Consider the following 20,150-nt stretch of genomic DNA (forward strand, 5'->3'; position numbering starts at 1 on the left):
CTGCAGGTTCCCGAAGAAATTATCCTGTAGATGAGCAGATATTCTGTAAAGGAGACATAATGAATAAAATAAAGCTTATCCTTGCAACAGCTGCAGCTTCCTTGTTATTGTCAATCAGTGCATTTGCTGCAAGCGGAACTATAACTTTTTCTGATCCGAGCGTTACCGAGGGATCAGATGTTAATGTCACAATGAAAGTTTCCAGCACAGATGGTACCCTTGGCAGAGCCGATGTGACTGTGGATTATGACAGCAATCTCCTGGAATTTGTCAGCGGAACGGATGCGGACGGAGGCGCCGGTAAGGTAAGGATTCACGGCGCCACCAATGGTCAGGGCACCGGAACTCTGGAATATAATTTAAAATTCAAAACGCTTGGTTCCGGTAAAGCTGCGATCACGATAGAGACTCAGGAAGTATATGATACGGATGAGTCTCTGGTTCAGATTACACATGAAGGTAATTCTACGGTAACGGTATCCTCTCAGGCTGCCGCTTCAAAGGATGCATCTCTTTCCGAGCTGACCGTTTCTCCGGGAGAGCTTACTCCCGCATTTTCTAACGATGTGACAACCTATGATGTTTCCGTAGGCACAGATGTAAATACTCTCGCAGTAAATGCTGTAGCAGCGGATTCCGGAGCCACCGTCAAAGTTTCAGGAAATGACAGCCTCAACATGGGCGAAAATAATGTTACAGTCACCGTTACTGCACAGGATGGTACAACCCAGACCGTATATACCCTCAATGTTAATAAAGTGGACGGTGGTGCTTCTCAAAATGATGCTGCATCCGGCAAGTCACAGGAAACAGTAAATGAGGGCGTTAAGCTTTCTTCCAAAGAAAAGACGATTACCATTATGAATCCGGGGTCTGATGTCGAAATCCCTGCCGGTTTTGCCGAAAGCACCATTGATATCGACGGACACCATGTCAAAGGATGGGTATGGAAGGCAGATACGGATCATCAGTACTGCATTGTCTATGGTATGAATGATGCAGGTGAGCTGCATTTCTACCGTTATGATCTCGAGGAGAAGACCATTCAGAGATATTTTGAAGATCCGGTAGAGGCAAATCTCAAGCAAAACGCAGAAAGCTATCCGGAAATGGTAGAGAAGTATGATGCACTTGTAAGCCGGTATAATACACAGTTTATTTTAAGCTGTGTACTTGGCGTAGTGGCACTGGCGCTTGCAGCTTATGTAATTGTACTGATCCGTTCCAGAAGCCGCAGCCGTCATACGGATTCTGTCCGCATGATTAATAATATCCAGGATCATAGAGAGAATCAAAAAGCTCCAAAGGAAACAGAAGAGGAACTCGGCGAAACAAAGGCAATCCAGACATTAAAACGATCCTCTCCGGTAGAAAACAATTCCGATCTGGAAGTAACGCAGGTAATACGAAAGGAAGATAAGGCGAAGCTTACGGATGATACCGATGAAATTACAATAGAGGATCTGGAGGCATCGGATGAGCCTACCATCAGTATTCCGGATGTGAAGGAAAAGAAGACAGAGACAGCACAGGATACCTCTGCACCAACAGCTTCGACAACTGCTAAGCAGAATTCACAAAAGAAAAATACAGAAAAAGACGAGCTTGAAATAGAAGATCTGTAATTGAAATCTGTATATAGAATTATGTTTGCAGGCTTCTGTATGCTACTGTTTGGATAAAGAAATCCGCAGAGTACTCGCACAATTTGGTACTCATAAATTTAAGAAAGGCATTTTAATGAACCAATTCACCATTCAGGCGCAGCGGGCTTTGCAACTCGCGATTGAAAGCGCTGAAGAGCTGAATCAGCATTATATTGGCACAGAGCATATCCTGATGGGGCTCCGGCGGGAAAATACCGCTGTAGCTGCCAGGGTGCTTGCCGCCAATGGAATAAATGAAGATAAAATCCGTGAGATGATCAGCCGTTTTATCACTCCGGACAGTAATGTTGCGCTGACAGATCGTTCCGGCTATACTCCATCAGCAAAAAAGGTCATGGAGGGAAGCATGCAGGAAGCCATGCACAGCCGTTCCCGGCTGGTTGGTACAGAGCATATCCTGATTTCCATCCTGAAGGATCCGAACTGTGTTGCGTCCAGAATTATTACAACGCTGGGCGGCAATGCGCAGAAAATTTATCAGCAGATTATGTCTGCGGTAGGAGACGATAGTTATGTGGATAATAAAGCCGGAAGCGCCTCTACGCAGAATGAAAGTACCACACCGACTCTGGATCAGTATTCAAGAGATCTGACACGGCTCGCTGCTGATGGCAGGCTGGATCCGGTTATTGGCAGGGATAGAGAAATCATGCGGGTCATTCAGATTCTCTCCCGCAGAACGAAAAACAATCCATGTCTTATCGGAGAGCCGGGAGTCGGTAAAACTGCAGTTGTAGAGGGTCTTGCAGAGCGGATTCAGTCCGGAGATGTGCCAGATTCCATCCAGGGGAAGCGTCTCGTTACTCTGGATATTTCCGGCATGGTCGCAGGCTCCAAATACCGCGGAGAATTTGAGGAGCGTATTAAAAGAGTCATTCAGGAAGCACAGAATGACGGTGAAGTACTTCTCTTTATCGATGAGATCCATACGATTATTGGTGCCGGTGGCGCAGAGGGTGCTTTGGATGCTGCCAATATCCTGAAGCCTGCACTTGCCCGTGGAGAGCTGCAGATCATCGGCGCAACAACGCTGGATGAATACCGGAAGCATATTGAAAAGGATGCGGCTCTGGAACGGCGTTTCCAGCCGGTGACAGTTGACGAGCCAGGTGAAGAGGAAACTTTACAAATCCTGCTTGGTATACGATCTAAATATGAGGAATTTCATCATGTGGTATATGATGATGACGCTCTCAAAGCTGCGGTAGCCTTGTCTGCAAGATATATCAATGACAGATATCTGCCGGACAAAGCCATTGATCTTATTGATGAAGCCGCGGCAAGGCTCAAGAGCAATGCTTCCGGTGAACCAGAGACAATTAAGAAGCTTAAGCAGCAGCTCGAGGATCTGGAAAACCAGAAGGAAGAGTTTATTAAAGCCGAGAATTTTGAGGGAGCTTCCGAGATCAAGAAAAAGCAGGAGCAGAAAAAGGACCGCCTTGACAGGGAAGTATTAAAATGGCAGCAGGAGAAGGAAGATAAAAAACTTCATGTCACAGAATCCGATATTGCTGATATTGTTTCCATGTGGACCGGTATTCCGGTAAAAAAGCTTGCGGAAGAAGAGACAGAACGCTTAAAGAATCTGGAAACCACATTGCATCAGAGAGTGGTTGGACAGGATGAGGCTGTTTCTGCTGTGGCTAAGGCGATCAAGAGAGGACGTGTCGGTTTAAAGGATCCAAAGCGTCCGATTGGTTCCTTTATGTTTCTGGGACCTACCGGTGTCGGAAAAACCGAGCTTTCCAAGGCGCTCGCCGAGGCAATGTTTGGTTCGGAAAATAATCTGATCCGCGTCGATATGTCAGAATATATGGAGAAGTACAGTGTTTCCAAGATGATCGGTTCTCCTCCAGGATATGTCGGTTATGATGAGGGTGGACAGCTCTCGGAAAAGGTACGCAGAAATCCGTACTCGGTTGTGCTGTTTGATGAAATTGAAAAAGCGTATCCGGATGTACTCAATATCCTGCTGCAGATTCTGGATGATGGTCACATTACAGATGCTCAGGGCAGAAAAGTAAGCTTTAAAAATACAATCATTATTATGACGTCAAACGCCGGAGCCGAGGAAATCCTCAGTCCGAAGCGTCTGGGCTTTGATTCCGGAGACGGTAGTAAAGATAAGGATTATCAGTTCATGCGCAGCCGTGTTATGGACGAGGTACGTAGAATCTTTAAGCCCGAATTTCTGAATCGTATTGATGAAATCATCGTATTCCATCCTATTACCAAGGATAATATGACAGAAATCCTCAATATCATGATGAAGGAGGTACGTGCACGTGCCAAGAAACAGATGGAGCTTAACATCAGCATGGATGCCAAGGCGAGCGCATTATTGATTAATAAAGGCTTTAATCCTAAGTTTGGTGCCCGCCCACTACGTAGAACCATACAGACGCTGGTTGAAGATCCGATGGCAGAGGATATTCTGGATGGGAAGATCACGGAAGGATCATCTGTAAGAATTACTGTATCCAAAGAGGGCACAGAGCTTAAGTTTATTACACGTAAAAGGAGAAATGCCTGATGGCAAAAATCACATCCCGCTATTTCTGTAAGGAATGCGGATATGAAACGGCAAAATGGCTTGGACAGTGTCCTGCCTGCAAGGCATGGAATACATTTGTGGAGGAACCCGTGGCAAAAGCAGCGGGTTCCTCTGCCGCCTCTGGTAAAAAAAACATCCGGCAGCAGCGCACCCGCCCTGTTAAAATAGATGAAATAAAGCTTATTGAAGAAGACCGGATGGACACCGGCTTCCGGGAGTTAAATCGAGTTCTTGGCGGAGGCATTGTTGTAGGGTCGCTTATCCTTTTGGGAGGAGACCCCGGTATAGGTAAATCCACAATTTTACTGGAGGTGGCAAGAAATCTTGCCGCAGAAGCCTCAAAATCTGTCCTTTATGTTTCGGGAGAAGAGAGTCTTAAGCAGATAAAAATGCGGGCCATGCGCATAGCGGACATTTCCGGAGACCTCAGGTTTATGACGGAAACCAATGTAGAGAACATTGTGGAAACCATAACAGAAACACAGCCGGATCTGGTTGTGATCGATTCGATTCAAACCATGTATACAGAATCTGTGACAGCTGCTCCCGGATCTGTCAGTCAGGTAAGGGAGTCTGCAGCTCAGTTTCTGCGGGCTGCCAAGGAAAACGGAATTGCCATCGTTCTGGTAGGACATGTAACCAAGGACGGTGCAGTTGCCGGTCCTAAGGTGCTGGAGCATATGGTGGATGCTGTACTGTATTTTGAGGGAGAAGCCGGCGGGAATCTACGCATACTGCATGGACAGAAAAACCGGTTCGGATCTACCAATGAAATTGCGGTATTTGAGATGAATGCAGACGGTCTCCGGGAAGTCCGGAATCCATCGGAAATGCTGCTTTCCGGTAGACCTGAGAATGCTTCCGGCTCAGTTGTCACCTGTGGTATGGAGGGAACCCGCCCGCTTCTAATTGAGATTCAGGGACTGGTTGCTCCTACGAGCTTTAATTACCCCCGGAGAACAGCCAATGGCGTAGATTATAACCGCTTGAACCTTCTGACTGCCATTGTTGAGCGAAGACTTGGGATCGATCTTTCCAAATACGATGCTTATGTAAATATTGCAGGCGGTCTTAAAATTTCCGAGCCGTCTACAGATCTCGCCATCGTAATGGCACTAATTTCCTCATGGAGAAATATTCCGGTTCCGGATGATGTCATGATTTTTGGAGAGGTGGGGCTGTCAGGTGAGGTGCGTGCTGTCTCATCAGCTGAGCAGCGTATGGAGGAAGCTGCCCGCCTGGGATTTCATAAAATTGTCATGCCGTACTATCATAAGGATCGGATCCAGTTCCATGAAAATCCTGACGTTGAAATCATCCCTGTAAAAAATATCAGAGAAGCATTGACAATACTAAAGAAATAAGGTATATTTACTGTCGTTGCTGCTAAAGACAAAAGAGCAACGAGATAGGGGTGTCATCCAATGGTAAGATACCGGTCTCCAAAACCGTTCATCAGCGTTCGAATCGCTGCACCCCTGTGAATCCAGTTGAACTTCAACTGGATTTTTTTTGTCCATCTTTTTCTCGCGTTTTTATAGTGTTTGTTAACAGTGTTTGTTATCAGTGCTTGTTATCGCCGCTGCGCTTATCAATGACATATTTCAAAAAGCAGCCTGGACACACTTAGTATAAAAAAGATATTTTTTATAAATTTGCAGATATCTTTAGCTTGGCTACACATTTACGTCACAAATCATAAGTACAATGCATCTGATTTCTGATATGTAAGAGAATTAGCATCAGAGTTAATATTAGAATTCATATCAGAGTTAGTAGAAAGGAAATGAAAGAACCGTATGAAACGAAATTTTGTAAATACAAGCTTAGCCGCTGCAGCCCTCATTCTGTGCATGTCTTTAGCAGCCTGTGGCGGAAATTCTGATAAACAGGAAAGCACCGCACAGGAAAGCGTGCAGGCAAGCGAGACTCCTGCCGCAGAAACATCCGGGGCTGCTGCAGAAACATCCGGGGCTTCTATGGAAACATCCAAAGCGCAGGCATTTGCAGATTCTAAATCTACAGACGCTGCTGATACATCCAAAACGGCAGAAACCAAGGAAACCTCTGTTGACACAGATCCGGGACTCAGCGATCTGGTGGGACACCATGCACATAAATTTAAATAAGCTCTATGAAAAATTTACTTAAGCTTGTAAAAAGCATGCGCTATGAGGTCGCATACTATGACCCCATGAACGGCGCCCAAAACAATTATCATCTTATTTACGATATCCCTAAGTCCGGTGACATTCGCTATCGGAAATTTATCGGAAGCAATGGTGAAGCCTCCCGGATCATAGACCGGACAGCAGCTCCCGAGGAGGTCAGTCGCTATTATGCGGATGTGCTTAAGCTGATAGATGAAGCGGACAATGACGAAGCTGCCATTGATGATTTCCATGTTACGTTGACTGTCTTTACGGATAATAGCGATATGACATTTGCCAGAGGTCTTGGAAACAGTCAGAAGCATGTAAGCAATCTTACAAGAGAGTTCCTGGAGTCTGTCGGCTTTTCCGATGTAAAAGCCTAAACGTACATTTATATAATAACCAGTACTCAAATGTACGGTGGTGTTTTGGCAGAAACCTATTATAATATGGAGTATAAGCTGCGCGGTTTCCAAAGCCTGCGCCAGATCATGGAGTACGTAAGCTATGTCAGATTTTAATAGATCTACCGTAAGAGAAGTAGAGCCGGGTATTTTTGTAACGGAGCTTTACAATAAAACAGCAGAAAACGGAGTACAGCAGATCCATATTTATATTATTCCCGGGAAAGCCGGGGTTAACCATGGCAGAAGCCTGATGATCGATACCGGTTTCCGAACGACAGATTGTCTTGTCACTCTCGAGCAGGCGCTGAAAGACCTGCATATTTCTGTCACAGATCTTGATATATTTTTGACTCACCGGCATCACGACCACAGCGGACTTGCCAGCATTCTCACAAAGGAGGGGGCGCGTGTCTACATGAACCGGCAGGAGGAGCGGCACCCATATGACTGTATTGCGTATAAGCTTACAGTTGAATCTCGGGAGGCTCAAAAGCATGTCCTGCATTCGGTCGGTGTAGACCCGGACCATACGCCGGAAATCTGGAGTACCTTTATGCGCCTCTCGGAGCGAGTGGAGGAAGAAGGCGAGAGCGTCCTTGCGACACTGGGCTTTCCCTATACCGATGTAAAAGCCGGGGATCTCTTTTGCTATGGAGATTACGCACTTAAGGCAGTGTCCTTAAAAGGGCATACATATGGACAGATGGGACTGATTGATGAGGCACATCGTCTGTTCTTTCCGGCGGATCAGCTAATTGAGGGGATCTCTCCAATTGTTGCAACCACCTATCCGGATGAGGCTCTGCTGGATGGCTTTTTCCAGTCTCTTGCGTGGATCAAGCATCACTGCAAGGAGAGTGAGGGCTGGAAGCTGTATCCCGCGCATGGCAATGTGATTACCAGAATCTGTAAGGATGTGGATCTTACCGTATACTCTTATCTGAATAAATCCTCAATAATAAAGGAAATCTTAAAAAAGGCAGACCATCCTATGACGGTGCGTGAGGTGGCAGAGGCGGCGTATCATATACAGAAGCTTCCCGGTGATGATGGAGCGTTTTTCCAATACAAGATGATGGTCACCAAAACCTTCAGTCTGCTGGAATACCTGATGGGACTTGATTTCGTGACCCGCAGTGATGTCAATGGAACTTTTTACTGGAAGATAAAATAAGATATTTTCTATGGCAAACAATATCGTAACAATTGAACATTTCAGCAAGGTGTATACCGAGCGTCAGCTGTTTGACGACACAGATTTTTACCTGCAGGAGGGGGAAAAGGCAGCTTTAATCGGAATCAATGGCACAGGAAAATCCACCTTGCTAAAGATTGTTGCCGGACTGGAGGAGCCAGATCAGGGCAGACTTGTGATGCGCCGCGGCTTAAGCATTCGCTTCCTCCCGCAAAACCCGGAGTTTCATCCGGAGGACAGCATCCTGGAAGCTGTGCTGCGCGATAATGAAGGAAAACAGCATGTCTATAACCTGGAAGCAGAAGCCAAAAAAATGCTGACAAAGCTCGGAATAGAGGATTTGACAGCGCGGATGGGTACCTTATCCGGAGGGCAGCGGAAGCGGATTGCGTTGGCAAGCACCTTATTATCCACGGCAGATCTTTTGATCCTGGATGAGCCCACAAACCATCTGGATGGAGAGATGTCCGAGTGGCTGGAAAGCTATCTTAAAGCATTTAAAGGAAGCCTCCTGATGGTGACGCATGACCGGTATTTTCTGGACTCCGTCTGCGACCGGATCATGGAGCTGGATCAGGGTAAAATTTACAGCTACAAAGCGAACTATGAGGGATATCTGGAGCTTAAAGCGGAGCGTATGGACATTGCCAAGGCGCAGGAGCGCACCCGGCAGAACATCCTTCGTAATGAGCTGAAATGGATCCGCCGTGGTGCCAAGGCCCGGACGACCAAGCAAAAGGGCAGAATCCAGCGCTATGAAAAACTTTCGGAAATGCATGGTCCGGTAGAGGATGCGGAGCTGAAGCTTTCTTCCATCTCAAGCCGGATTGGCAAGACCACGATTGAAATCGACAATATCTCCAAAGGCTTCGGCAACAAGACGCTTATCCGGGATTTCACGTACTATTTTTTACGAAATGATCGAGTCGGCATTATCGGTCCTAATGGCTCCGGCAAGTCCACGTTGCTTAAAATGATAACCGGGCGGGAGATGCCGGATCAGGGTGAAATCCGGATCGGGCAGACCATAAAAATCGGATATTTCTCACAGGAAAATGAGGATCTGGACGGTGATCAGCGTGTCATTGATGCCGTGAAATCCATTGCAGAATATGTGCCGACGGTTGACGGAAGCATCTCTGCCAGTGTAATGCTTGACCGCTTTCTGTTTCCACCGTCCCAGCAGTACATGATGGTATCCAAGCTCTCCGGCGGCGAGAAGCGCAGGCTCTATCTCCTTCAGGTCCTGATGAGTGCTCCCAATGTGCTGATCCTGGATGAGCCCACCAATGACCTCGATATCCGTACAATGACGATCCTTGAGGACTATCTGGATCAGTTCCAGGGAATCGTGATCACGGTGTCTCACGACCGGTATTTTCTGGACCGCTGTGTAAACCGCATCTTCGCCTTTGAGGGAAATGGCAAAATCAGTCAGTACGAGGGCGGCTTTACGGATTATCAGGTCGAATATCTCCGGCGCCATCCGGAGCTCGAAGGCAGTGGATCTGTCTTTGCCAATGGTGGTTCCATCGCCGGCGTTAATACCTCTGTGACAGATCTGGCACCTCAGAATACTTTCGGCGATGTCATGTCCCAGGGGGCAAGTACGTCTGCTGCATCCGGTCGTGGAACGCACCGGCTGAAGTTCAGTTACAAGGAGCAGAAGGAGTGGGAGAGCATAGAATCTGAAATTGATCAGCTGGAATCCAGAATTTCAGAGCTCGATCAGGAGATTCTTAAAAATGCCAACGATTTTATCCGGCTGAATGAACTCACAGAACAAAAGAATACTGCAGAAGCCATGCTCGATCAGAAAATGGAACGCTGGGAGTATCTCAGTGAACTCGCATCGAGGATTGAAGCGGAAAACAGCTAGTCAGGAGATGCTGAAATGTAATGACGGTTACGGTCTGCTCTCGGATATCATTCGGAGGTACTCTGACTGTGACATTTCAAAGATGTACCCGAACCATACATGGGTTTTCGGGTACATCTTTGTTTTCATCCGGAAGTGCTGTTTATAGAGTTCTTGTAGGGTAAACATAGTGTTTTTCAGAGAATAAAATGTTTACGAAAAAGTAAAAATACGTAGCGAAAAAGCACGTATTTTCAAGGCTTTTAAAGCTTTTCCTTGAAAACACGTGCTTTTTTAAAGAGCGACGAGGATGAGACTCGAACTCACAACCCGCACAAGCGAGCACCAACTTTCCAGGCTGGCCGACTACCATTATCACACCTCGTCTCGCAACTCGTTTATAATAGCAAAGTATTTTTAAAAAATCAAGTATGTTTTTTAAAAAATATGCTATATAATAAAAACGGTTTTAACACCATTTAAATCGACACGATCCAATGAAGTTTATAATTCCAGGATTCAAAATAATAGATGAACTCTTATAGATTATTGAAACTGTAATTTCATAAAGTCAAAAGACAGTAGATGAAATAGATTTCATAATAAATTGGAACAAAAGAAAATAAAAAAGTCATTAAATAAATCGGAGGACTCTAGTGATCATTTTAGTAGATTTTGAAAACACCCATGTAAGTGGGCTTGAGGGGTATGAGTATCTTAATGATACCGATACTCTGGTAATGTATTATAGCGATGAAAATTCCGCTGTGACGAGAGGCATTGTAGACGATCTCAAAGAAAAAAATGTAAATGTCCGGATGGTTAAGCTTTTAAAGCAGCATGCCAATGCGCTGGATATGTACATCGCATCTACAACCGGCATGTTTCTGGATACCGGAGAAAAGATCTGCATTGTGTCAAAGGACAAGGGCTACGCTGCCGTACGGGATTTCTGGCATAGCCTCCGGGGCGCTGAGATTCTGCTAGGCGAAACCATTGAGGAATGCTTCCTGAACTCTGTTGCCAATGATGAGGAGCGCCTGATACGCTGCAAGGAACGAAATCAAAAGGCTCTCCTTACAGATTCGTTTGAAACAATGAATACGATCCCGACGCGTCCGACGCTAAGCCGCAGCAATCGACGCAGAAACGCAAATCCAAGTGCAAATCTGCACCGGGATGAGCCAAAACCGATCCTTCCCAATCCCCTGATTCAGCAGGAGAATAAGAGCAGTGAGCTCTCGGAAATCAGTCGGGTAATTCCTAAAAAAGTGGATACACAGGCTGTAAAATCCGCTCAGGATACCTCTTCGGAAAAAAATACAATTAAGGCGGCTCCGACCGCAAATGAGTCCGTTGCATCTGCTCCTAGCGTAAACACAAGATCCCGAAACAATGGAAATACAAGACCCAGAACGCCGCAGGCTCCAAATTTCAATATGCCTTCGGTTAATCCATATGCTTCAATGAATGAAGGAATTCTCGGTAAAAGCTCCGGGGAGCCGGACATTTCCGTAAGCAGTCCTTCCATGCAGAAAGCGGCAAAGCCGGAGCATAAAGCTAAAGAGGCACTGGAACGTGAGACGCATTCTCAGGATAAAAAAGCTGTAAAAGCTGTAACGGAACAGCAGAAGGTTGAACCCCGTAAAGAACAGCGCGAGCAGTCTCAAACTCAAAATAGAGCGAGCACAGCAAAGCAAAGCGAGCAGCAGAATGCCGCGAAACAGCTTGACACTTCTCTGCAAGCATCATCTGCGAATGCTTCTGAAATCACCCCATCTCAAAAGCCGGAATCAAAGCCTGTGTTCCATGCTGTTGTACCGCACAAGGAGCCTGCGGCATCAATTGCCAATGTAGAGAAAGAAGATCCTAACAGAGTACACTTTATCTATGATCCGGTTTCCAGAACTATGGTCCGTAAAGGCGGTTCCCAGAACGCAGAGCCCGTCACAGCTGAATCACACCCGAAGGAAGCCTCTGATACAAAAGCCGAAAGAGAAGTGCCTGCAGTATCAGAGACAACATTTGAGGAAACATCATCAGACAATACAGTGGAGGACTCCTCCAAGGCAACTTCCGTTTCTCAAAAGAAAAAGATCAAAACGGAAGCTGATGAAAGCCCTGAAAAAATGATAGTCTCCAGTAAAGTAAAAGAGCCTGTCTCAAGGGAAGCAGAAAAAAAGGAAGTCGTAGAAGATAAAACCGGGACTATAAATGCATCAGATGCTGAGAGGGCTGAGGATCAGAGCTCCGATGCGTCAGCTAAAACGGCTCCGCAAGAGAAAGCAGCACCGGAGAAGAAACAAACAGCACGTAAATCCAGAAGCAGAAAAAGCAATAAGTCAGCAAACAAGGATACAGCAGGAAACAGCAAGCCATCGGAGCACTCTGATACAGAAAAAGCTCACATTCCTATAACAGCTTCAGTGCAGGAGAATCTCGTGGTGAAGGACTCTATTTCAGATCATTCCGATACCACGCAGGAGGATTTGGAATCCAGTTCTAAACCGACTATGCCTGAAAAGCCACAATCCAGGCAAACTGCCTCGCATCAGACTGCAGTGAATTATGATGCTGCAGAGGTGCTGGAAAAATACGGTTCCAATGCCAACACCCTGCATCAATACTATTTAAAGATGATGAAGGCATTTGGCAGAGAGCAGGGCCGCATCATCTATGATGAGACCAAAAAGTCCTTCCAGAACATGGTCAAAGAACGGAAAGCTGCAAAAGCCGCTCCAGTGGAGTCCGAGGCTTCTGTAGAAAAAAGTGAACGCGCTGATGCAGAAAAAATGGAATCTGCAGATGTACCAAAAAGCGGGCAGCCGTCAGCAGAAGTGATTAGTTCCAATCCGTCAGCAAGCGTGTAAGCTTACTCATTTTACAAAGATTTAACAAAATATGTAGAGCTCCATTAACCGGAATCTCCTAAGCTGTACGTTGAAGCAGTAAGGCAGATTCCGGTTTTTTACGATCAAAATTCAAAATTCAGATTAGATCCAAGCATATTGAAAGAATCTTCCGTATGAATTAAAATATAGGAATATAGATATGTTGAAAATACAGAATGGATTAAATCAATTTATATAAGTATATCGTACGGAAGGAAACAAGCTTATGCCAATAAAGGATCTGTTTCGCTGGCTTAGACATAAGGATACTGCATCAGAGATAAAGGACAGGGAAGAAGAAATGAAAAAGGATAAGGCAGCCCGGAAAGCTCATATTTCAGATGATTCAGAGCTTAGACCAGGCATTTTTTCAGAGCAGGAAGTACCTGCCAAAGCCGTACCGGATGTACCGGTAGAGGATACAGAGGAGCAGCTGTCCCAGGTAGAGCCTGAGGATAAAAATAAGAAAAAAAGTATCTCAAAAAAAGATCCTTTTCCGCTTAACTGTTATAAAAACCGGGAGTTGTCCTGGCTTCAGTTTAATGAACGTGTATTGAATGAAGCCGGAAATCCTAAGGTTCCGCTGGCAGAGAGACTTACCTTTGTCTCGATCTATCAGACCAATCTGGATGAGTTTTTTATGGTGCGTGTCGGTACCCTGATGGAACAGATGCGTTCCGGCGAGGATGTCCGCGAAAATAAAACCAATATGAGCTCTGAGGAGCAGGTTCACGCAATCCTCAAGGAAGTAAAAAAACTGGAAAAAAAGCGAAGTGAAATCTACCACGGACTCATGCGTCAGCTCGAGGAAAAAGGTATTCACATTGTCAACTTTGATAAAATGTCAGCCTCGGAGCAGAGTATGCTGGAAGGCTATTTTGATCATATGATCGCTCCGTTTCTTTCTCCGATGATACTGGGAAAGCAGCAGCCATTTCCGTTTCTGCATAACAAAGAGCTTTATGCCGTGGTCCTGCTGAAATCCAAGGGTGGAAAAAACAAAACCGGTATTGTGCAGTGCTCCAATCCTGTGTTTAAACGTCTGATTGAGGTGCCGAACCGTCCGGGATATTTTATGCTGTCTGAGGAGTTGATTCTGCATTTTGTATCAAAGCTGTATCCAAAGCATGAGATCCGTGAAAAATCGATTATCCGCGTCACAAGAAATGCTGACATTGATCCGCTTGAGGTCTTTGATGAGGATCTGGACTACCGTAATATGATGGAGCGCATGGTGCGTCAGCGGAGCAGGCTGCATCCGGTCCGTTTGGAGCATACGAGGGCACTGAATGACTCGGTAATAAAGGAAATCGCAAAATACCTGGAAATTTCCGTGGATCACGTGATTAAGGTTGATACACCTCTGGATATGTCCTATGTCTTTACTCTGCAGGATACTCTCCGGGATCAGACCGACCTCTTTTATCCAAAGCGTTCTCCCAGACCTGCAGCTTCCGTCAATCCGCGTGAGCCGATGCTTCCTCAGATTGATAAAAAGGATTTATTGCTTTCATATCCGTATGAAAGCATGCGTTCCTTCATTCGTCTTTTAAATGAAGCCGCTGAAGATGATACCGTTGTATCCATTAAGATGACCCTGTATCGCGTGGCAAGCCGTTCCAAGGTAGTGGATGCGCTCTGTGAAGCTGCGGAAAACGGTAAGGAAGTGCTTGTACTGATTGAGCTCCGTGCGCGCTTTGATGAACAGAACAACATTGAAATGTCCCGTCGTCTGGAGAATGCAGGCTGCCAGCTGATCTACGGTCTCGAGAAATATAAGGTGCACTCTAAACTTTGTCTCATTACCCGGAAGACGAGTGATGGTTTCCGTTATACTACGCAGATCGGCACCGGAAATTACAATGAAAAGACAGCTGCGCTGTACACAGATCTCTGCCTTATGACAGCAAATCAGGAAATCGGAGCTGATGCCGCAGAAGTATTCAGAACACTTTTACAGGGTACTACTGTAGAGCATACAAGACAGCTTCTAGTCGCTCCGAAATGTCTGCAGAAGCCGGTACTGGAAATGATGGCTGCGGAAATTCATAAGGCAAAACAGGGCTTACCAGCATATATTGGCGTAAAAATCAATTCTCTGACGGATAAGGATATTATCAACAAGCTGATTGAAGCTTCACAGGCAGGGGTCAGAGTCGAGCTCATTGTACGTGGAATCTGCTGCCTCATCCCCGGTATCCCCGGATATACGGATCATATTACGGTGATCAGTATTGTCGGCAGATTCCTGGAGCACTCAAGGATTTATCGATTCGGTGCCGGAGAAGATCAGAAAATCTATATTGCTTCGGCGGATTTTATGACAAGAAATACGCTCCGCCGAGTGGAGGTTGCTGCGCCGGTTTACGATCCGGAGCTGAGAGCGCGCATCATACATATCTTCGATACCATGATGGCAGATGATGAAAAGGGTAAGGAGCTGAAGTCAGATGGTCTCTACCATGATCGTCAGCTTCATGCGGAAGGCAGTATCAATGCGCAGGAGCAGTTTTATCAGGAGGCATATGACGCTTCTGAAAAAGCATAGGTTCTGAGGCTCTGAGGGACGGTTCTGAGGGATACAGAGATAAGTTCTAAAAAATGCTTGCAAAAAAAAGACAGACGTGATAAGATAATGCCTGTCTTGCGGGAGTGCTGAAATTGGCAGACAGGCAAGACTAAGGATCTTGTGTCCGATAGGACGTGTGGGTTCAAGTCCCATCTCCCGCAGCAAAGCATCAGAGATGATCTCTGGTGCTTTTTTTATAATTATTTTGAACTAATATCGATATTTACGTATTATTTTGTAACTGGTTTTAGAACGCTTTTAAAATGCTTTTTGAGATGTGTTGAATTATATTAAATCCTTTAAATCCTCCAAGCATAGAAAGGGTTTCGTATGAAAATTGCTGTAATCACCGGAGCCTCATCCGGCATGGGCAGAGAATGTGCCAAAGTGATTGATCGTCTCATTCCCAATATCGAAGAGTTCTGGCTCATCGGAAGGAGCAGTGCAGAGCTTAAGGAAACTGCGGAGCAGCTGCATCGACCTGCAAAAACGCTTGCAATGGATCTCCGTAAAAAAAAGAATCTTTACAGCTATGAATCTTTGCTGCTTAAAGAAGCTCCAGAGATCGTTTTTCTTGTAAATGCAGCAGGATTTGGCAAGCTTGGGTCCGTATCACAGATACCGGTTAAGGACGCAGGTGATATGGCGGATCTTAACATGCGGGCGTTAACCCTGATGACAAAGCTTAGTCTCCCGTATATGGCTGCAAAATCCAGAATCCTGCAATTTGCATCTGCAGCAGCCTTCCTGCCGCAGCCTAACTTTGCAGAATACGCTGCTTCTAAAAGCTATGTACTGAGTTTCTCCCGCGCTTTAAACGAGGAGCTCGGAAAAAGCGGCTGCAAGGTTACCGCCGTATGCCCCGGACCGGTACACACAAAATTTTTTGAGCGTGCGGAATCCAGCGGTACTACTGCGTGGTTCAAAAAGTTTTTTATGGCAGAGCCGGACAAGGTCGCGTATAAGGCAGTGAAGGACAGTGTGATTGGTAAGGATATTTCCATATACGGTCTGCCGATGAATGTCTTAAGACTTTGTACTGTGCTTATACCGCACAAATTGATATTTGTTTTACTGAGGATCATAGCATGAAGGAAATTATCGCCGGTGTTAATGAATCCGGTCAGCGTCTGGATAAGCTTCTGCATAAATATTTGAGTCAGGCAGGCAGTGGCTTTATCTATAAGATGCTTCGCAAAAAAAACATTGTCCTAAACGATAAAAAAGCCGGGGGAAATGAGATTCTTAGTCCCGGAGACTCGATCAAGCTTTATCTCTCTGATGAGACACTGACGCTTATGACAGGCAGGTCTATAACATCCGGTAATGAACATAGTAAAGATCACGCTGCGGATAAAGCTGTGAAAGCATCGAAATCCGAGAATGATAAAAAGGCAAAGAAAACTCGTGACAGCAGGCTTCCGAACCTGCCAAAGCATTGTATCGTATATGAGGATGCAAATCTTCTGGTTATTAATAAACCGGCAGGGTGGCTCTCTCAGAGTGATGGAAGCAAAACTCCCTCCGCTAACGAGATCTGTCTTAACTATCTGATCCGGAAAGGTGAGCTGACAGAATCTCAGATGGAGACCTTTAAGCCAGGAATTGCCAACCGGCTGGACCGCAATACCTCCGGACTCCTTTTGTTTGGTAAAACGCTGCCGGCACTGCAGGAGCTTGGCAAAATCCTTAAGGATCGAAGTCTTAAGAAATATTACCTCACGGTAGTCTCCGGCGTGATTTCCAGTGAGCATCAGATCGATGGATTTCTGTATAAAAATCCCGCCAACAACAAAGTCGAGATCCGTCTGGAGCCTTTTAAAGATGCATCGGAAATTCATACTGCATACCAGCCTCTGGAATCCAATGGTGCATGGACCGTCCTGAAGGTGCATCTTATTACCGGAAAAACACATCAGATCAGGGCACATCTTGCTTCCATTGGTCATCCGATCCTGGGGGATCCGAAATATGGCAAGTCCCGGATCAATGAAATCTGCCGTAAAAAATACAAGGTTGAGCATCAGCTGCTGCATGCATGGCAGCTTTGCTTTCCGGACATGTCAGGAGTACTGTCTGGTCTCAGTGGTAAAACGCTTGTTGCAGAGTATCCGGATGATCTGAAACAATTCTATCACGGATAAAGTTTGCCGGGACATATCCGGTCTTGAAGACAGCTTGGACCATCCGGATCGACCGGACGGATCAGGCTGGACTGCAATTGGCAGAGAAATCCTGTAAATTATCATATATCACGCAAAAGATATCGTGTAAAATTACGTGAATTTATAAGCTTCTGTTTACAAGCTCCTGCAAATCATGTATGCTTGTAAAAGATTCTTTGTATAAACACTCCTGATTCCCATCGTGGTATCATGCTATCAAAAATTTATAGCGGCGGTCTGTCCGGTCTCAGCGGATATCTGGTTTCCGTTCAGGTGGATGAGAGCGGCGGGCTGCCCCGCAGTATTATCGTAGGTAATGTCTCCGCCAGTGTGCGGGAAGCTGTCGAGCGGTGCAATGTTGCCTTACGTAATTCTGATATTTTTCTTCCTCCTAAAAGAGTCACCATTAATCTGCAGCCGGCAGACATCCGGAAGGATGGAACCTATTTTGATCTTCCGATTGTGACCGGGATGCTCAGGATCCTTGGCATAACCGAAAGCTTCCCTTTGGATGCGTATGGAATTGTAGGCGAGGTCGGACTGGATGGTCAGATCCGTCCTGTTCGTGGCATTTTATCTATTGTATCCGAGTTCCGGAAGCAGGGACTTACCGGTGCCATCGTGCCCGCGGAAAATGTGAGAGAAGCTCTTGTAGTGGAAAACATGGATATCATCGGACTATCCACGGTGAGAGAGCTTTTAAAGCTGATTTCCACCAGTGAGCATTTTAAAAGCTTCCCTCGCCCGGCGCCGGAGGAGCTGTCCGTAAAGGAGACCGCCATGCTGGATTTTTCCGATGTGCAAGGGCAGTCCGTCGGTATAAGAGCCGCCTTGATCGCCGCTGCCGGTAAACATAATCTGCTGCTCTCCGGCATGGCAGGTTCCGGTAAAACCATGATTGCAAAACGCATCCCGGGGATCCTGCCTCCACTTACACGCGATGAAAGCATAGAAATTTCCAAAATCTATTCCATCGCAGGACTGCTGCCTAAGGACAGCGCCCTTTTGTATCAACGTCCCTTCCGAAGTCCGCATCATACCATCACAACGCCTGCTTTGACCGGCGGCGTACAGGGAGGTGCTGTGGTTCCGGGAGAGCTTGCATTATCCTCCGGAGGTGTATTGTTTCTGGATGAGCTTCCCCTATTTTCAAAATCCGCAATCGAAGCTCTGCGTCAGCCGCTGGAAGAACGGAGAGTCATTATCAGCCGTATGCAGGGGACCTTTACGTACCCCGCAGACTGCCTGATGGTCGCTGCCATGAATCCCTGCCCCTGCGGTTTCTATCCGGATCGTGACCGCTGTCATTGCACCCCGGGCAAAATCCGTGCGTATCAGCGGGGGATCTCCCGTCCGATTCTGGAGCGGATTGATATCTGCGTAGAAGCATCGCCTGTTACATTTGAGCAGGCAGAGGGCAGAATCCCCGGCGTCTCCTCTATGGAGCTGCGTGTTAAGGTTCAGAAAGCAAGAGAAATACAGCTTAAGCGCTTCCGGGAAATCCCCGGGATACGATATAACGGTGAAATGAGCATTCGCGAAATCCACAGCTTCTGCAGTCTGGGTCCTCAGGAAAGTGACTATATGAAGCGGATCTATGAGAAACGGCAGATGTCCGTCCGTGTGTATCATAAGGTACTGAAGCTTGCGCGAACGATCGCGGACCTCGACGATTCCCCGGAGATCCGGATGATGCATCTCGCCGAGGCTGTCAGCTACCGTTCCTTTGAGGACCGTCTGTATGGTTCCGGAGACATGGGAGGCAGACTATGACCAACAGAGACATGCACTTAAAAAGTGAAATCCGTGAGCTCACGCCTCTGGATCCGGATTTTCCAAAACGCCTGAGAAATATCCCCCGCTGTCCGCGAACCATTTATGTACGAGGAAACCTCCCAAAGGACGACGTGCCAAGTGCTGCGATTATCGGTGCCAGGGATGCCACTCCTTATGGTCTTGATATCGCACGGTCTCTTGGAAGCGCTCTTGCAGGTCAGGGCATCCAGATCATCAGCGGTATGGCATACGGGATAGATGCCGCCGGACAATGGGGCGCGGTAGATGCCGGAGCGGAAACCTTTGCAGTATTTGGCTGTGGACTGGATATCTGTTATCCGGAATCAAATTTTCGTCTATATGACAAGCTCCTGCGCCTGGGTGGCGGCGCCATCTCAGAACATCCGCTGGAATCCCCGCCGCTTCCATCACATTTTGCCAGCAGAAACCGGATTATCGCTGGGCTTGCAGATGTTGTCCTTGTGATTGAAGCCAAGGAACGTTCCGGTACGTTTATTACCGTCGGAAATGCACTCGAGCAGGGAAAGGAGGTGCTGGCTGTGCCCGGCAGAATCAATGACCGCTTATCCAGAGGCTGCAATGAGCTGATCCGGCAGGGAGCCGGGATCCTGACTTCAGTTGATGATGTACTGGAGGTTCTTAATCTTAAGCTGCAGGGGGAATTGCTGCTACCGGAGCGGAAGCTTGAGAAACTGAGCCGGCTGCAGAAAAAGGTGTATCTGGAACTCGCCCAGGATGTCCGCCATATGGATGAGATTATTGCCGCGACCGGACTATCTGTTCAAAGGACAGCAGAAGTATTAGTAGAGCTCGAAATGATGGATTACATCGAGAGTCCAAGAGTCGGTTACTATCGCCAGAAACTATCTTCCGGTCTTGCAAAATAAAAAAAGC

At 46.5% G+C, this 20,150-nt stretch carries 13 protein-coding genes and 3 tRNA genes; 15 read left to right on the forward strand and 1 reads right to left on the reverse strand.

Annotated elements, in window-relative coordinates; genetic code table 11:
* Positions 1 to 59: 59 nt before the first annotated feature.
* The 8 genes from ACTNEN_RS01095 to ACTNEN_RS01130 all read left to right on the forward strand — a co-directional run bounded on the left by ACTNEN_RS01095 (position 60) and on the right by ACTNEN_RS01130 (position 9,855).
* Positions 60 to 1,625 (forward strand): cadherin-like beta sandwich domain-containing protein, encoded by a 1,566-nt coding sequence (locus tag ACTNEN_RS01095; protein WP_441204215.1) that lies wholly within the window; start codon positions 60 to 62, stop codon positions 1,623 to 1,625.
* A 115-nt stretch (positions 1,626 to 1,740) separates the two neighbouring features.
* Positions 1,741 to 4,200, forward strand: a complete 2,460-nt coding sequence (locus ACTNEN_RS01100; protein ID WP_441204216.1) for an ATP-dependent Clp protease ATP-binding subunit — start codon at positions 1,741 to 1,743, stop codon at positions 4,198 to 4,200.
* Positions 4,200 to 5,585 (forward strand): DNA repair protein RadA, encoded by a 1,386-nt coding sequence (gene radA / locus ACTNEN_RS01105; RefSeq protein ID WP_441204217.1) that lies wholly within the window; start codon positions 4,200 to 4,202, stop codon positions 5,583 to 5,585. Before ACTNEN_RS01100 ends, radA begins: the two co-directional genes overlap by 1 nt.
* 46 nt (positions 5,586 to 5,631) lie before the next feature.
* Positions 5,632 to 5,702: transfer RNA gene (locus ACTNEN_RS01110), tRNA-Trp, on the forward strand.
* 318 nt (positions 5,703 to 6,020) lie between these two features.
* A complete protein-coding gene (locus ACTNEN_RS01115) occupies positions 6,021 to 6,350 on the forward strand; it encodes a hypothetical protein (protein ID WP_441204218.1) in 330 nt (109 codons plus the stop codon).
* 5 nt (positions 6,351 to 6,355) lie between these two features.
* Positions 6,356 to 6,757, forward strand: a complete 402-nt coding sequence (locus tag ACTNEN_RS01120) for a hypothetical protein (RefSeq protein WP_441204219.1) — start codon at positions 6,356 to 6,358, stop codon at positions 6,755 to 6,757.
* Between the two features lie 124 nt (positions 6,758 to 6,881).
* Entirely contained in the window at positions 6,882 to 7,955 is a 1,074-nt protein-coding gene (locus ACTNEN_RS01125) for an MBL fold metallo-hydrolase (RefSeq protein ID WP_441204220.1), read from the forward strand.
* 10 nt (positions 7,956 to 7,965) lie between these two features.
* Positions 7,966 to 9,855 carry an ABC-F family ATP-binding cassette domain-containing protein gene (locus tag ACTNEN_RS01130; RefSeq protein WP_441204221.1) on the forward strand — a complete coding sequence of 630 codons (1,890 nt, stop codon included), beginning with the start codon at positions 7,966 to 7,968 and terminating at the stop codon, positions 9,853 to 9,855.
* Positions 9,856 to 10,136: 281 nt separating this feature from the next.
* Here the strand turns inward: ACTNEN_RS01130 and ACTNEN_RS01135 are convergent.
* Positions 10,137 to 10,221, reverse strand: a tRNA-Ser gene (locus ACTNEN_RS01135).
* 269 nt (positions 10,222 to 10,490) lie between these two features.
* Here ACTNEN_RS01135 and ACTNEN_RS01140 point away from each other — a divergent pair.
* From ACTNEN_RS01140 to dprA, 7 genes are all read left to right on the forward strand, one after another.
* Entirely contained in the window at positions 10,491 to 12,704 is a 2,214-nt protein-coding gene (locus ACTNEN_RS01140) for a PIN domain-containing protein (RefSeq protein WP_441204222.1), read from the forward strand.
* 247 nt (positions 12,705 to 12,951) lie between these two features.
* Positions 12,952 to 15,273 (forward strand): polyphosphate kinase 1, encoded by a 2,322-nt coding sequence (gene ppk1 / locus ACTNEN_RS01145; RefSeq protein WP_441204223.1) that lies wholly within the window; start codon positions 12,952 to 12,954, stop codon positions 15,271 to 15,273.
* Between the two features lie 98 nt (positions 15,274 to 15,371).
* A tRNA-Leu gene (locus ACTNEN_RS01150) sits at positions 15,372 to 15,455 on the forward strand.
* A gap of 169 nt (positions 15,456 to 15,624) precedes the next feature.
* Positions 15,625 to 16,386, forward strand: coding sequence for an SDR family NAD(P)-dependent oxidoreductase (locus tag ACTNEN_RS01155; protein WP_441204224.1), 762 nt, complete (start codon positions 15,625 to 15,627; stop codon positions 16,384 to 16,386).
* Positions 16,383 to 17,438, forward strand: coding sequence for an RluA family pseudouridine synthase (locus tag ACTNEN_RS01160; RefSeq protein WP_441204225.1), 1,056 nt, complete (start codon positions 16,383 to 16,385; stop codon positions 17,436 to 17,438). Before ACTNEN_RS01155 ends, ACTNEN_RS01160 begins: the two co-directional genes overlap by 4 nt.
* A 231-nt stretch (positions 17,439 to 17,669) precedes the next feature.
* The gene (locus ACTNEN_RS01165) at positions 17,670 to 19,232 is read left to right on the forward strand and encodes a YifB family Mg chelatase-like AAA ATPase (RefSeq protein WP_441204226.1); all 1,563 of its coding nucleotides are present in this window, start codon (positions 17,670 to 17,672) and stop codon (positions 19,230 to 19,232) included.
* Entirely contained in the window at positions 19,229 to 20,143 is a 915-nt protein-coding gene (gene dprA, locus ACTNEN_RS01170; RefSeq protein WP_441204227.1) for a DNA-processing protein DprA, read from the forward strand. Before ACTNEN_RS01165 ends, dprA begins: the two co-directional genes overlap by 4 nt.
* Positions 20,144 to 20,150 lie beyond the last annotated feature (7 nt).

The sequence above is a fragment of the Oribacterium sp. HCP28S3_H8 genome, assembly GCF_052064775.1.
In the GTDB taxonomy this organism is placed as follows: Bacteria; Bacillota; Clostridia; order Lachnospirales; family Lachnospiraceae; genus Oribacterium.